General features: G+C 39.6%; 8 protein-coding genes. 6 read left to right on the plus strand and 2 right to left on the minus strand.

The window, feature by feature from the left end; all coding sequences use genetic code 11:
* Positions 1 to 26: 26 nt before the first annotated feature.
* The gene (locus ESZ26_RS11745) at positions 27 to 1943 is read right to left on the minus strand and encodes a S9 family peptidase (protein WP_146799705.1); all 1917 of its coding nucleotides are present in this window, start codon (positions 1941 to 1943) and stop codon (positions 27 to 29) included.
* Between the two features lie 266 nt (positions 1944 to 2209).
* Between ESZ26_RS11745 and ESZ26_RS11750 the strand changes: the two genes are divergently transcribed.
* Complete coding sequence (locus ESZ26_RS11750) at positions 2210 to 3136, plus strand: ABC transporter ATP-binding protein (protein WP_146799706.1); 927 nt, start codon at positions 2210 to 2212, stop codon at positions 3134 to 3136.
* Entirely contained in the window at positions 3133 to 3894 is a 762-nt protein-coding gene (locus tag ESZ26_RS11755) for an ABC transporter permease (protein ID WP_146799707.1), read from the plus strand. Before ESZ26_RS11750 ends, ESZ26_RS11755 begins: the two co-directional genes overlap by 4 nt.
* An 884-nt stretch (positions 3895 to 4778) precedes the next feature.
* On the opposite strand, the gene ESZ26_RS11760 is transcribed toward ESZ26_RS11755, so the two are convergent.
* Positions 4779 to 6941 carry a putative Ig domain-containing protein gene (locus tag ESZ26_RS11760; RefSeq protein WP_146799708.1) on the minus strand — a complete coding sequence of 721 codons (2163 nt, stop codon included), beginning with the start codon at positions 6939 to 6941 and terminating at the stop codon, positions 4779 to 4781.
* Between the two features lie 918 nt (positions 6942 to 7859).
* Here ESZ26_RS11760 and ESZ26_RS11765 point away from each other — a divergent pair.
* From ESZ26_RS11765 to ESZ26_RS11780, 4 genes are all read left to right on the plus strand, one after another.
* Positions 7860 to 10529: a glycoside hydrolase family 16 protein gene (locus ESZ26_RS11765; RefSeq protein ID WP_146799709.1), complete on the plus strand. Its 2670-nt coding sequence runs from the start codon at positions 7860 to 7862 to the stop codon at positions 10527 to 10529.
* 76 nt (positions 10530 to 10605) lie between these two features.
* The gene (locus ESZ26_RS11770) at positions 10606 to 13590 is read left to right on the plus strand and encodes a TonB-dependent receptor (protein ID WP_146799710.1); all 2985 of its coding nucleotides are present in this window, start codon (positions 10606 to 10608) and stop codon (positions 13588 to 13590) included.
* 136 nt (positions 13591 to 13726) lie between these two features.
* On the plus strand, positions 13727 to 15055 hold the full coding sequence (locus ESZ26_RS11775; protein WP_146799711.1) for a glycoside-pentoside-hexuronide (GPH):cation symporter: 1329 nt from the start codon (positions 13727 to 13729) through the stop codon (positions 15053 to 15055).
* Between the two features lie 155 nt (positions 15056 to 15210).
* Complete coding sequence (locus ESZ26_RS11780) at positions 15211 to 16623, plus strand: family 16 glycosylhydrolase (RefSeq protein ID WP_146799712.1); 1413 nt, start codon at positions 15211 to 15213, stop codon at positions 16621 to 16623.
* The last annotated feature ends 74 nt before the right edge of the window (positions 16624 to 16697 follow it).

Consider the following 16697-nt stretch of genomic DNA (forward strand, 5'->3'; position numbering starts at 1 on the left):
TTACATACGAGTTTTAGATTAACAGACTATAAGTAGGTTTTGAAAAAACTTAAGTACTTATTAGATGCTTCAATGCGATTAGCTTTTTTACTAAAGCCGTGACCTTCATCGTCAAAGACCAAATAGTCAACGAAAGTTCCACCGCTTCGAATAGACTCAACCATTTCATCACTTTCAATCTTTAATACTCTAGGGTCATTTTTACCTTGCACAACAAGTACCGGACTTTTGACTTTATCACCAAAAAATACTGGAGAAATACTGCGTAAACGTTCTCTATCTGTACTGGGATCTCCTAACTCATCATAAAGAGACTGTCTAAATGCCTCCCAGTAGGGCGGAATACTTTCTAGCGTCCTGACCCAATTAGTGACACCAAAAATATTAACACCGACAGTAAACTCATCGGTAAATGCCATGGCAGCCATGGTTAAATACCCGCCGTAACTTCCGCCAATAACCCCTATTCTATCTTTGTCGACCCAATCTAATGTCTGTAAATAATATTTATTATAGACAACATCTTTTAAATCATGGTCACCGTGCTTCTTATCATCTAAATGAAAGAAGGTTTTACCATAGCCACTTGAACCACGGTTATTTATTCTAAAAATAGCGTAGCCGTTATTAACCAAATGCTGAATGGTAGCGGAATACCCTTTACGACTTTGACCTCCTGGACCTCCATGTATCCATACTAAAGCCGGGACTTTTTGTGTGGCGGCTTGTTTGGGTTTATATAAAATGCCAGGGATTTCTAAGCCATCAAAACTCTTAAAACGGACAATTTCGCCAACAACCAAGTTCTCTTCAATAATATTAGGATTACCCGTGTTAGTTAAGCGCTTGATACTATTTGAACCTAGTTGATGAACATAGAGGTTAGATGGCGAGGTATCCGAATTGATATAAAAAATAACTAGGCTGGCATCAGCTGAAAAGTTTACGCCACGTAAATCACCACTGGGCAATTTAGGAAGTGCTAAGGGGTGCTTTGTCTTTAGGTCAATAATTTCTATTTTAGTTTGCGCATCGGCATTAACACCAGTGACTTGGTAGCGGCCATCTTTAGAGAAGTAAGTGAAACTAACGTCCCAATCTGCAGCGTAATTTAGTGTTTTTGTTTTTGCTTTTATATCATAAGCCCAAGCCTGTTTATATTCGCCAAATTCGTCTGTTGAATATATCAACTGCTTACTATCACCAGTAAAAGTGTAGGCACTGTGTTCAACATCACCCTGATGATCAGTGATAAGTACCGTTAATTCGTCTGCTTTGGTTAAGTCGGCTAAGTATAAGTTGGAGTCTGCATTGCTATTCGTTTTACTCAAAGCAATATATTGACCATTAGGGCTAATACTTTCGACTGAATAGCTAGCGCCATTTCGATAAATAAGTTCTCTTGAATAATCATCATTTTGATAACGATATACATCAAAAAACTTAGGGTCCCTTTCATTAGAGGCAACAAAAAACTGTTTATTATCTTCATGCCAACTAAGAAAATAAGCTTTTAAATCTTTACCTGGGGTAAGGTCAGTTATGCTGCCTGATAATTCTCTTACATATAAATGATCTAATTCGTCACCGCCCTTGTCTGCGGTATAAAGAATTCTGTCGTCTTTAGGAAACCAACTGACCCCAAAAACAGAATCAAGGGTTGACTGAGTTAACTGTATTGGTGCTGAGCCATCAAGTGGCATTTTATAGGCATTAAAAATACCTGTTTTATCATTACTGATCAAAACCGCACTGGCATCGGCATTAATTGATGAGCCAGAGACTGAGGTTGTTTTAAAGAACTCTTCGGCGCTATAGGTCTCAAAGACAGGTGTTTTTTCTTCGATAACGGCTTGTTTAACTACTTCTTCTGCGGGTTTAGAACAGGCAAAGAGTAATAGAGCTGTGCAAATTGTTGTTATCAATAGCGGAAACTTTATCATGGGTGAAATCCTTTTGTTACGATGATCAAGAAACTAAGTCAGTTGCTTGTTTTTTGTTCTATACCAGTATAGTGCATAAAATAGAGATTACTGATACGTTCTCAATAATGACAAAGTAGATAAACATAAATTGCTATAAGCGACACCAAACGAGGCATAAAATACACTTGATACAAAAACTCAGTAACTAATTTATTGATTTCCCTAGCCATCAATAGGGGATGTCGTATACCGTAGTAGTATTCAAACACTGATGGAAAATAACCTTGCAACCCATTATTCAAATCACAGATGTTAACAAAGTATATGCGGGTGGTTTTCAAGCACTTAATAATATTAACTTATCAATAAAACCTGCTGAAATCTTTGCCTTGTTGGGGCCAAACGGTGCGGGTAAAACCACACTGATCAGTGCTATTTGCGGCATTGTTGATGCAACTTCTGGGCAAATCACGGTTGACGGTAAAGATATCGTCACCGGTTACCGACATACACGAAGTCTTATTGGCTTAGTACCACAAGAGTTAACTACTGACGCCTTTGAAACGGTATGGACAACAGTTTCATTTAGTCGGGGGTTATTTGGCAAAAAACCGAATCCTGCTTTTATAGAAAAAACGCTAAAATCATTATCACTCTGGGATAAAAAAGATAACAAGATGATTGAGTTATCTGGTGGTATGAAACGACGAGTGATGATAGCAAAAGCGCTTTCTCATGAACCTGCTATTTTGTTTTTAGATGAACCAACCGCAGGTGTTGATGTAGAGCTGCGCAAAGATATGTGGCAACTGGTCAGAGAGTTACGCAACGACGGTGTCACTATTATTTTAACAACACATTATATTGAAGAGGCTGAGGAAATAGCAGACCGTATTGGTGTCATTAAAAATGGCCAGCTCATTTTAGTTGAAGATAAAATAGCGTTAATGAATCAATTGGGTAAAAAGCAATTGATCCTCGATTTAAAAGAACCGTTAATTGAAATACCGGCGCAATTGACTGACTTTAATTTGCAGCTACAAAATGAAGGGATGCAATTAATTTATAGTTATGACACAACCGATGAGCACACAGGGATCTCTGCTTTACTTCAGCAATTGTCAGTAGCGGCTATTGCCTTTAAAGATATCAAAACAGATCAAAGTTCGTTAGAAGATATATTTGTTTCATTAGTAAGGGAAAAAACATGAATCGTTATGCTGTTGCGGCTATTTACAAGTTTGAAATGGCCAGGACTAAACGTACTATTTTTCAAAGTATTATTTCTCCCGTGATTTCGACGTCACTTTATTTTGTTGTTTTCGGCTCTGCCATTGGCTCTCGAATTACTGAAATAGACGGTGTTAGCTACGGTGCTTTTATTGTACCTGGGTTAATTATGCTTTCGTTGTTAACACAAAGCATTTCTAACGCCTCATTTGGTATTTATTTCCCTAAATTTACCGGCACTATTTATGAACTACTTTCTGCTCCAGTATCTTCATTTGAGGTGCTGCTTGGTTATGTCGGTGCGGCAGCAACAAAATCAATTTTGCTAGCCTTGATTATTCTCGCAACAGCGCATTTCTTTGTGCCGCTGGAAATAGCTCATCCATTTTGGATGTTGTTTTTCTTAGTGATGACCGCTATCACCTTTAGTTTATTTGGGTTTATTATTGGCATCTGGGCAGATAATTTTGAGAAACTACAAGTGATCCCACTTATTGTTATTACCCCACTCGTTTTTTTAGGGGGCACTTTTTATTCCGTCAGTATGTTGCCGCCGTTTTGGCAAACAGTAACGCAATTTAACCCGGTCTTTTATTTGATTAGTGGCTTTCGATGGAGTTTTTATGAAGTGGCTGACGTAAGTTTACTCACAAGCTTTTGTGTGATGAGTGGCTTTTTAGCCTTTTGTTTATTAGCGGTTACTTGGATATTTAAAAGTGGTTATCAGATAAAACAATAATAGAGATAGTCTGTTTAAGCTATTTAATTAAAGTTACTAAAGGTTTGTCCATTATGTACGACCTTTAGTGCTTTTCTTAGGCGATAAAATATAGGGTTACTTTACCAAGTAACAATACAGTTAAGCCAAATCCTATATTCAACACCAGTTCACTGTTGAGTAATATTTTTAATGTTTTCATAAAATTTCTCCACTCATTCGATTAACTTTATTATCTCGTCAAAATTAATTTTATTAATATAAATAGTGTCGAGGCGGTATTATTGAGTAATACGAGATGTGTCGGGTGATGGTTTACTTTTAATTAAACTAAATGATGAGATAATTTAAAACTGATTAAATCAGTTTTAAAATGCTTAACACTGACTACTTGCTGATAAATGCTATAATTTCACTTAATATTCATTGGGCTATTAATACCAGTCAATAATATTTAAGCTGTTATCTGTTAATAAGGTAATGAATTTTATATCTTAGCTGACGGTAAAAATATTGGGTTTACTGTCTATTTTGGGAAGAGTCATCATCGCTGAAAGATTTTTATATCGCTAGATTCTTTTTTTTGTGGGGATTAAAAGGGATATTTAAAAGTTACTAAAGGTTTTGTCCATTATGTACGACCTTTAGTGCTTTTGTTAGGCGATAAAATATAGGGTTACTTTGCCAAGTAACAATACTGTTAAGCCAAATCCTATATTCAACACCAGTTCACTTTTGAGTAACATTTTTGATATTTTCATAAAACCTCTCCGCTTATTGAAATAAGTCTATTTAAACGAGATAAAAGGGCATAACAACAAATACTGTAAACCCTTTTTATTTTACTCGTAATTAATGTAAAACTTAGCTAATAAAAATACAAGCTAAATTTTTTGTCACCAGCATTATTCATTATGACCAAAAGTAATATTATCAAAGTAGCTTACGGTATCGGCAGCTCTGCCGTCAGTAAATTCAGGGAAAACTATCACCGAGTCAATATTAATGGTTTCAGCCATACCAATACGGCTAGAAAAGTCAAAAGTAAGCTCTTCCCATTCATTGATTTTAGTATTAGGTACCTTGATTTCTGCTTGTGCCGCAGCGCCTACAGAGAATTTTAATGCCACATCACTGATAACGGACTTATAAACCATTACTTTAACAATGCTATTGGTTGCGTCCATCGTAAAGGGTGTTGTATTGGCCGCCGTTGTTTCCGTACCTGCCCATGGCTGACCTGCCATTCTAGCGGTAAACATAGCAACTGTTGCTGAGTCATTGACTGTTGATGAAGCTGGGTTGCCAACAAACTCTAAGGCAGGGTTATCATCATTTTCAAAGACCGCCCAAACAAAATCACTGCCTAAACCTGTGGCTTCAAAGTCATATGGCGTTCCAACGGCAACAAAGTTACCTTCAGAGACTTCTTCAGCAGTAGGGGTGGTAAAATCATCAAAGTAGAAAGTCCAATTAGCGGCATCACTCGCGGCATCGCCCATCACGCCATTATCAAAAATTAGTGTAAGTCTGGTTTCACTTGTACTAGTAGCGCCAGTAAAATCAAAGCTCAACTCTTCCCATCCTGAACCAGTATGGTTTGCTGTTCTTTCTGCATCCATATCGTCAAATTTAACTAAAACGGGTACAGCACGCGAAGCCCAAACTTTCATGATAACCATACTATTAGCCGGGATTGCAGCTGGTGTAGCCAATGTCATTGTTGAACCACCCCAAGTTTGACCCGCAGATTTTGTCATTTGACCCACTTGAGCGCTGGTATTAATACCCGTTGCATCTGGGTTGGCAAGCACAACGGCTGCGCCACCATCAAAGTCACTAAACGTATAGTTTTCAGGAGCAGCTTCAAAATCAGTAATACTTGTAGAGCCATCACCAACGACTTCTTTTTCAGCCGCAGCAGGTGTTGTTATTTCGTCATAATAGAAGGTCCAATCTGCGGCGTTTCCTTCAGCGTCGCCCATAGTGCCTAAATCAAATATCACAGTAACGCTGTCTACGGCGCCTGTTACATCATCAGCAAAGTCGTAGCTAAGATCTTCCCAACCCGTTCCTGCATGATCAACCGATATTTCTTTATTGATGCCTTCAAGTTTAAATAATACCGGTACAGCTCGAGCCGACCAAACTTTCATCGTGAAGGTGTTATCTTCTGCAGCCAAGGTAAGTGCGGTAGGCAGTGTTAATGTACTTCCCCCCCAATGTTGTCCAGCCAATTTTTGCATTTCTACTACTTGGCTACTGGTATTAATGCCAGTAGCTTGTGGATTAGCCATCACAGTTGACATACCACCATCAAAATTATTGAAAGCATAGGTCTCTGCAGCACCTTCAAAAGCAATCATATTGCGGGTAACGACCACTTCTTCGGCAACAACAGTAATGGTAAATTTTTGCATAGTATCAACACTGCCGTCATTAACTGTCAGCGTAATTTCTGTAGCGGCAACATCGCCCGATGCTGGCGTACCTGATAATATACCGGTAGCATCATCGAAAGTTAACCAAGAAAGTGCTCCAGGAATAGTTGCTGACATAGCAAGTGTATCGTTGTCTGCATCGGTCGCCATTAAAGTGTAAGAGTATGCCTGACCAACAGTCGCACCGGTAATACCTGCACTGGTTATTACCGCTGCATTATTCGCTGGAACTGGAACAGTTACAGAAACAGTAAATGATTGAGTAATTTCATCAGTACCATCACTTACGGTTAAGGTAATTGCCGTATCTCCGGCATCACTATCTGCTGGCGTACCCGTTAAGCTTCCGGTTGCACTATCAAAAGTTAGCCAAGCGGGTAAATTTGTGGCTGACATTGTTAAAGTGTCACCATCGGCATCGCCAGCGACTAATGAGTAGCTATAAGTTGAACCTGACTCAATGGTTGTAACAGCTGTGCTGCTAATAGTCGGTGCGGAGTTGCTCACTTCTATAACGTCAACAACTTTGGTATCGCTTGAACTTCCCCCACATGCAGATAAAGCTAAACCTAGGCTTAGGACGATTATGTTTTTGTTGAAGCTTTTTTTATTTTTTATATTAGTCATTTATATCCCCTATAAACTGTTCAATTGTCATTTAATTATTTGCAGCATTGGCAATATAAAACCAAGCTTGTGTCGTTATACTTTGGTTTGTATATAGTGCCGTGCTGCTTAGTTGAAGGTACTCACTTGGCTAATTAAATTGCCAAACTTGTTCTTCTTTTATTATTTTATGATGCATTTCTAGTTAAATTTAACTGAGATTAATCGTAGAAAAGCCAAAAATAAACTACAGTAAAAAGTGATACAAACAATCAGGAAACGGTGAGTCGTCCCTAATATCATGGTCAAGTGGGTTTTTATTAAATTTGCACTAAAGTTGGGTCTTTATTGAACACTTTGGGTTTAAAGTGTACTGATTGTTAGTGTAAGGAGATAAATAATAGCTTTTATCCGCTAATTGTTAGCGGTGTTTTACAGGTGACGGGCGATCTTATCGGGCAATTACCCCTTAAGATAATGCAGAGTATTTATTAGTGTGATGTCAAGATACTAAGGTTTCACACTTATTAACTGGGTGTTTGTTGGTGTTAACTATTAAAAAGCTAATAGGTAAAGAGAGCACTAAGCTTAGTCTTCATCATATTATATAGATGATGACTCAACTTGCTTTAAAGTTATATTCGATTCTTAATACAAAACCCAAGTAAAGCGGTAATTACAAAAGCCAAAAAGTTCATCAAAAAAAGTCGTTCGACCCTATTTTGTCCATTTCAACTTTGCACTATCCCATCTGACCGTATTTAAATGCTAATTAGTAAATCGTTGTGCTAAAAGATATGCAGTTAATAACAGTATTTTGTTTACGATTGTATTTGTATTCACGTGAGCTTTGTAGATAAAAGAAGCGTATAGATATTATAAAAATGATTATAAAAATGATTATAAATATTTGATTTGGATATCTCTAGGGGAGAAGACATGAAAATTAAAAGCAGTGTTAAATTTAAAACACAAGGCTTGGCCGCGTTAATAGGGCTAACGGTCACGTTAGGACTTGCTGGCTGTGGTGGTGCAGCCACCGAAACTAAACCAGATGTTATCGATCCACAACAGCCTGTCTCTGATTGGAAAATGGTGTGGAATGATGAGTTTGATACAAGCACAATAAACACTCAAAACTGGACGCATGAAGTTAACTGTGACGGGGGTGGTAACCAAGAAAAACAGTGTTACACCGACAGCGCTGAAAACTCATATATCCAAGATGGTATGTTAAACATTGTAGCCTTACCCGCAGCTGAGGGCGCCGCGTTACCTTATACATCGGCTCGCATGATGACGCGTTATAAAGCTGATTTTAAATATGGACGCATGGAAATGCGCGCTAAAGCGCCTTCAGGACAAGGTAGCTGGCCAGCATTTTGGATGATGCCTACTGATGAAGAGTATGGCGAATGGCCACGTTCGGGTGAAATTGATATCTTTGAATCAGTTAACTTAGGTGTAGCCAGAGAAGACGGTAGCGCAGAAAACCATGTTTACGGAACACTTCACTATGGTAAAAGTTGGCCTAACAATTCTCAATCAGGACAAGCTTATAGCCTAGCGAGTGGTGCTAACCCCGCTGATGATTTTCACACTTACGCCATTGAGTGGCAAGAAGGTGAAATTCGCTGGTACATGGATGACCATTTATATGCAACACAGCGACAATCCAAAATTCGCTACAACTCTAAAGATGAAGCGGTAGGCCTATCACATCGAGGTTGGTTTACTGAATACTACGACCAGTTATCGGGTGAATTAAAAACCTATTGGAGCAAAGCTCCTTATGACAAAGAATTTTATTTAATACTTAACTTTGCTGTTGGTGGCAGTTGGCCTGAAAATGTTAATGACTTAGGTGTTGATGCCACAGTTTTTGGTGCAGATAACAAATTTGAAATTGACTATGTACGTGTTTTCCAGTGTCAGCAAAATATTGATACCGGTAAAGGCTGTGAAACAGTAAGACCCGGTTACGATAGCTTAGAAGATGGTCTTATTGAAGGTAAAGCACCAGTTCCATTACCGCCAAGTGATGGTGTTGCTAAAAACCTAGATATTTTTAACGGTACGTTAAATGCTAACTGGATTGCTTGGGATTGTTGTGGTGGTACTTCACCTGCAATTATCGCTGATGCCGATAAAGGCGATGCTGTTCAATTTAATATTAATGATAACAATGGCACCGTATTAGGTTTTTCAACGCGAGGCGAACATTTTGGTGATGATTTTTCTGGTGAGTCTAGCCCATTTGATGCATCACCATTGGTTGATTTAAATGGTACTTTGTCATTTGAAATGAAAGTGGTTACCCCACCATCTTCTGCGACGACTTGGTTATTAAAAGTGGAAGCCGGTGACGGCGGACCTAATACTGGCGATGTTGCGCTTAACACCAGTAATGAAGGTGCAGATCCTGTTGTGGGTCAATGGCAAACTTATACATTTCCATTATCAGTCTTACAAGACGCAGGTCTAGATCTTAGTGCCATTGATGTGGTGATGATATTTCCAGCTTGGCAAACAGGCGAAGGCGCTGAATATTTAATTACTAATATTACAATTGAAGGTGACGTTGCTGGAGCGCCTGAATTAGTGGTCTTTACTGATGACGAAAACCCAAGCTGGCCAATGTGGGACTGTTGTGGTGGTTCTATGCCAACGGTTGAATTAGATGATGATGCTCACGGTAACGTAGCTGAATTTTCTATCGGTGGTGAGCCAACGGTAATGGGCTTTATTTCCAGAGCTGATAATACAGATTCACCTGCGCCATTTGATGCTTCTGCGATTCTTTCTAACGGGGTTATTCAATTTGAAATGAAAGTAACCGCTATGCCTGGTGATGCGGCTTGGATGTTTAAAGTTGAAGCAGACAATAATGCGACTTTCGCCGAACTTACCTTAACTGACTCTGTAGAAGGTGTTTCACCGGCTCTAGATCAATGGCAAACCTATACGTTTAACTTATCTGCTTTAGCGAATGCTGGTTTAGATGTCAGTGCGATTGATGTCTTAATGGTTTTCCCTGCATGGGGTGCTGGCGAAGGTGCAATCTACCGTCTAGATAACGTTAAAATTTATGACCCAACAGCTACAGCTGTCAACAATGATGTTTTATTTGCTGATGCACCTGCTACCGGTTGGTCAATGTGGGATTGTTGTGGTGGCACAACACCAACACTTGAAAACGATGACACCGCTCATGGCGTAACGGCTGAATATGTTATTGGTTCACAGCCAACGGTTGTTGGGCTTGATGCTGAAGATGGCGTCTTTGTTGATGCATCAGGTATCTTAGCCAATGGTGTGGTGAAATTTGATGTTAAAGTTGTTACACCACCAAACGATGCAGCGAGTGTTTGGATGTTTAAAATCGAGTCAAATAAAGCCGATACTTTTGCAGAGCTTCCTTTAACAGGCAGCACCGAAGGAAAAGCACCGACTACGGGTGAATGGCAAACCTACACATTCCCACTGCAAACATTATTTGATGCCGGTTTAGATATTAGTCAGATAGATGTATTAATGATTTTCCCTGCTTGGGGAACGGGTGAAGGGGCTGTTTTTCGTCTTGACAATGTGATGATAACAGCACTATAACCACGATATTAGCAAAGGTTGAGCGGCTTTAAGTAGCCGCCGTCATTAAAACTAATTTTAAGAAAGTAGGGTAACCATGAAACATTCAATTTTTAATAAAAAGCGCTTAGCCGTTTGTATATCAGCGGTTTTAGCAACTGGATTGAGCAGTCAGCTTTATGCCGAAGAAGCCGTAACAGATAAAGTCAATAACAGTGAGAAAGACGCTGCGATTGAAGTTATTCAAGTGACTGGTATCATGAGCAGTTTATCTCGCTCTATGTCAGTAAAAAGAAACGCTTCAGGCGTTGTTGACGTCATCTCAGCTGAAGATATGGGTAAATTTCCAGATACTAACTTAGCCGAGTCATTACAGCGTATTACCGGTGTTTCGGTCAGTCGCTCTAATGGTGAAGGCAGCCAGATCACCGTGCGCGGTTTTGGTCCAGAATTTAACCTAATTACACTTAACGGCCGTCAAATGCCGGGTACGGGTAATTCACGTTCATACAGTTTAGAAAATTTATCTTCTGATGGCGTCAGTGCTATTGAAGTACATAAAACTGTGCGTGCAGAAAACCCAAGTGGTGGTCTTGGTGCTACCGTTAATATTATTACTATGAAACCTTTTGCTAGCCCAGGTGAGAAATTTGTTATCTCAGGAAAAGGCATTTATGACTCGTCTAATGTCGAAGGTGATGATGTTACACCTGAGTTTTCAGGCTTATACAGTAATACCTTTGCTGATGACACTTTTGGTTTTGCTTTGTCGTTTTCTCATCAACAACGTGACTTTCAACAACAATCGGCAAATATTCAAGGTTGGCAGTTTCAGCCAGACGCACAACTACCGACTTTAGATGATGACAAAGTCATTGATAATCGTGATGCGAATGCCGCAGCGGGTGCTTTTTTCCCTCGTGATATGAACTACGGTATTGCTAATGTTGAGCGTGAAAGAACCAATGCCAATGTTACTTTCCAATATGCGCCTACAGAAAGTGTGATTATGACACTTGATTATACGATGGGAGAGTCAACAACGGGCACTAATTCTATTGGTTGGGGTCAATGGCATGATTTTGGCGGTAACATTGATGCTTACGAATTAGATGAAAATGGCACGGTTATGTTCGCCGACTTGTCGGGTAACGATGGTTCTTATACGGCCAATCGAAATACCATTGAAACTAATGAGAGTTCATTAGGTTTTAACGTTGAATGGCGTCCGTCTGATGATTTTGTTTTTTCAGTCGATTACCACAGCTCAGAAAACAAAGCTGACAACGGTAAAGATAAAGGCATGAATGGCACGGGATCATTAGTTTTCGGTTCAGATCAATTGGTTAATAAACATTATGACTTCAGACAAGGTGATATTCCACAAGGGACAATCTTCTGGAAAAATGGCTCTACAACGCTTGCACCTAGTGAAATGGATTCACACTTTAGCCAATTTGAGCATACTCCTGGAAAGTCTGAAATTGATCAACTGCAAATCGATGGTTCATGGGAAAACCCAGATGACTCGCCATTAATGTCAGTTAAGTTTGGTGTTGCTCGTACTGAGCAAACCATGGGTGGCTCACGTTCATGGAGTGGTCTGATTGGTGGTTTCTTATTTAACCCCAATTATTCAGCGGCATTTCCTGATGGCATGTTTGAATACAACACAACCGATGGCTTTTTGGATGAATTTTCAAACGGCGACAACGCTATGGGTGCTGGATACTACTATAGTTTTGATTTTGATGAAGCGGTTGCTCGTTCAACGGCCTATTTAAACAGTGACGTATTAGGTGACGACTTTTTTAGTACCGACGCCTATCGTGCTGGCAGTGTTCAGTCACAATCTTCAGTAGATGAAGATACCACCAGTGTTTATGCCTCCTCTTTATTTGAGTTTGACGTTGCTGAATTACCAGTACAGGTCAGTGTTGGCTTTAGATATGAGCAAACCGATGTAACCAGTAATGTTTTGCAACCTATCCCTACCGAAGTTTGGTGGAAAGGTGGCAGTGAGTGGTTAACTCAATATCAACCAGGTGAAAATACTATCTTGTCACTTGAAGGTGAGCATGATGTCTTCTTACCTATGATTGACGCCAAAATTGATCTTAGTGATGAACTTGTTGCCCGTGCTTCTTGGGGTAAAACTATCGCTCGAGCTCCTTTAGGTAGCTTAGCTGGTGGCCGTTCATTAGGAGCAAGTACCCGTCCTAATTCTCGTATAGGTGGTGAAGGTAATACTAATCTTGACCCTTATGAGTCTACTAATCTTGATATTTCTTTAGAATATTATTACGCAGAAGGTAGTTATGCTGCTATTGGTTACTTTAGAAAAGATGTAAAGAATTTTATTAGTAGCCAAACAATTACGACACCCGTTGATGATATCCGTGATATTTATCAGGGGCCACGTTGGAATCAAGCGGTTACTGACTTAGGCGGCACCCCGACGAGTGATGAAATTTTTGCGCAAATGCAAGCTAATGGAGCCACGTTAAATGCTCAAGGCTTTATTGAGCCCGCAGGCGATGATCCTTTAATGCAATGGGATATTACCCGTCCATTCAATGCCCCCGATGATAAGATGGTTGACGGCATAGAAGTCGCTGTTCAACATTTCTTTGGCGAGAGTGGTTTTGGTTTCGGTGCTAATGCGACCTTCGTTGATGGAGATGTTAAATTTGATGTGGATGATATAACTAAAGTTGACAGTGTTGCTGAGTTAAAACCGCAAACACCTCTAACCGGTTTAAGTGATTCGGCTAACTTTCAATTGTTCTATGAAAAAGAAGGTTTGTCAGTAAAAGTCACTTACGCTTGGCGTGACGAATACCTTATTGGTGTCGGACAAGCTCAAGGTTCTTCTGATGCGCCACCACAATTTGCGAAAGAGTTTGGTCAAGTCGATATGAGTATTAACTACGACATTGATGAAAACTTTACGGTATTTGTTGAAGGCTTAAACCTTAATAACGAAACCGAGCAATCTTTTGGCCGTTACGAAGAGCAGTTTTTATCTGCTAGACAATACGGTACTAGATATACTGTAGGTGTTCGTTACAGCTTTAAGTAAAACGGTGATCTGCTAAGTTCAATGAATAGGCCTATATTGTTTTGCGATATAGGCCTTTTTTGTTTATAGGTTTTTTATTTTATAACCTTATATGTCTAAGCTCGTTAGTTGAGTCAATAATCAAAAGAGACGTTTTATGTTAACAATTCGCGAAAAAATTGCTTATGGCTTAGGTGATACCGCCAGTAATATTATTTTCCAAACGGTGATGATGTTCCTGTTAATTTTTTATACTGATGTGGTGGGTATTTCGCCAGCTGTTGTTGGCACTATGTTTTTAGTGGTGCGTTTATTTGACGCGATAACTGATCCCCTGATGGGGGCATTGGCTGACCGTACTAAAACACGTTTTGGACAATTTCGACCTTATCTACTTTGGCTTGCTGTGCCGTTTGGCATTATTTCTATTATGGCATTTACGACACCAGACTTGACAGGTAATGCTAAGATTATCTATGCCTTTGTTACCTATACCTTGTTAATGATGGTCTATACCGCAATTAATATCCCATATTCTGCGTTAGGTGGTGTTTTAACAACGCAGCCCGCTGAACGTGTATCAGTACAAACTTATCGATTCGTCTTAGGGATGCTCGGTGGATTAATTGTTGCCGCAGGCACTTTGCCTTTAGTCGAGTATTTTGGTGGTGGTGATAAAGCCAAAGGGTATCAGTTCACTATGGTCACGATGAGCCTTTTAGGTGTGGCGATGTTTCTATTATGCTTTAGTGGTACTAAAGAACGTGTTTGCGTACCTGAAAATCAGCAAACCTCCTTTTTCGACGATTTAAAAGCACTGTGGCAAAATGATCAATGGCGAATATTGTCTCTGGCAGGTTTATTTTTATTAACAGGCCAAGTATTAAGAGCCACATTAGCGATATATTATGTGAAATATGTGCTCGGTCTCGAAGCGCAAATTACTTTATTTATGTCGCTGGGCATGATAGGTAGTATTTTAGGCTGCGCTTGTGCTCAAGCTCTTGCGAAAAGAGTCTGCAAGATTAAGGCTTATATTAGTTTACAGCTCATCGCCGCTTTTATCTGTGTGATCAGTTATTTTGTCCCAAAAGATCAAGTGACTACCGCCTTTGCTTTGTTTTTTTTATGGAGCTTCTTTTTACAAATGGCAACGCCTTTGTTGTGGGCAAAGATGGCTGACACCATAGATTATGGTCATTGGAGAACGGGTGTGCGCATAACCGGCATGGTCTATTCTTCGGTGGTGTTTTTTATCAAATTAGGTGTCGCTTTTGGTGGCGCTTTCGCCGGTTGGTTACTGGCTTATTATGGCTATCAAGCAGACGTTGAACAAACAGAAACAGCTAAAGAGGGGATATTACTATCATTCACTGTTTACCCTGCATTAGGTTCAATACTTGTTGCTTGGGTCATGCGAAAGTACGTGCTTAATAAAGAAAAAGTTGAACAAATACATTTAGCCTTAAAGACTCACGGGGCTTAGCCGCTATGCGAGCAGTGTCGTTTTTACCGCAAGGCTAGTCCATCTTGCCTTGTTTTGATTGCGATACATTCTAGTTCCCTTATTGTTGCTAATATATTGCTAATAAATAACGCTACCTAGCTGACATGGCGTTATGAATTTGGAGCTTCAATAACATGAAGAATAAACAAAGTAACAAAAAATCATTGTTGGTCTTGGTCTTAATCTTAATCCCCGTATTACTTATTGGCCAAGCACTGATAAGCGACGATGAAAGTTATCAGTCCGATGAAGCTCATTTAGCTTCTGCTCATCAGGGCGACCAGCAAAGTGATCATCTTGAAAAAAATAACACGGTCGTCTGGGCCATTAATGTTGGTGGCAGTGAATATGTTGGCGTTGACGGTATAAGCTATCAAGCAGATCAATCGATAATTACTGGTGATATAGGTACGATTGAAAATATCAAAGGCTCACAAGATAGTTTTATTTATCAATCTTTTCGCTTTGGTAATATTGGTATTAAGCAACCGATGGAAAATGGCCTGTACGATATCATTTTTAAATTTGCTGAACCTGAAGATAATGCCATGGATGCCCGAGTCTTCAATGTTTTTGCTGAGGACAAGCTGGTTATTAGCGATTTAAATGTCAGGCTTGCTCGAGATGGTAAGCATATCTCGGCCTTAGCACGAGCTGTTTATAATGTTGAAGTGACAGATGTACAGCTAGATATAAACTTTCAAGCGATTAATGGGCAGCCAATCCTTAGTGCCCTAATTGTCCGAAAAAAAGAAATTGAGTCAAAGCAATGGCAATTAGTTTGGAGTGATGAATTTAATTATCAAGGTAAGCCAGATCCAAATAAATGGAGTTATGATATTTGGCCTGCTCGTAAGGTGAACAGTGAAGACCAAACTTATACTGACAGCCTTAAAAATGTCCATGTAAAAGACGGTAATTTAGTGATCACCGCCTACAAAGAAAATTTGGGCGATGCAAAATATAGCTCTGGCCGTATTCACTCACAAGGTAAAGGCGACTTTCTTTACGGACGTGTCGACGTTCGAGCTAAGTTACCCGCAGGGCAAGGTACTTGGTCAGCTATTTGGATGTTGCCTAGTGATGCTTTTAAATATTCAAGCACCTGTCAAGAAGATGAAGATTGGCAAGGCAGTGCAACCTGTGATGCTTGGCCCAACTCGGGTGAAATAGACATCATGGAACACGTTGGTTACGACATGCAAACCATTCATGGCACCGTACATAATAAAGCTTATTATTGGGCGAATTGGCAACAACGAAAGGGCAGTATCGAAGGTCAAAATGTTGAAAAGGCCTTTCATCTTTACTCCGTTGAGTGGACGCCAGAGAGTATTACCGTATTGTTTGATAATGTGCCTTATTTCTTTTATAGCAATGAATCTAGCGGTTGGCGCGCTTGGCCTTACGATCATCCTTACCACGTTATTTTAAATCTCGCGATTGGCGGTATGTGGGGCAAAGCAGGTGGCCCCATAGATGACAGTATTTTTCCGGTATCAATGGAAGTTGACTTTGTCAGAATATTTAAACCCTTAAATCAGTAAACCGTAAATTTTAGAAATAGATGAATTTAAACGTTTATCTATCAATTTATTCAATTATTTAGAACAGCATAGTA

This window comes from Colwellia hornerae (genome assembly GCF_007954355.1).
Lineage (GTDB): Bacteria > Pseudomonadota > Gammaproteobacteria > Enterobacterales > Alteromonadaceae > Colwellia_A > Colwellia_A hornerae.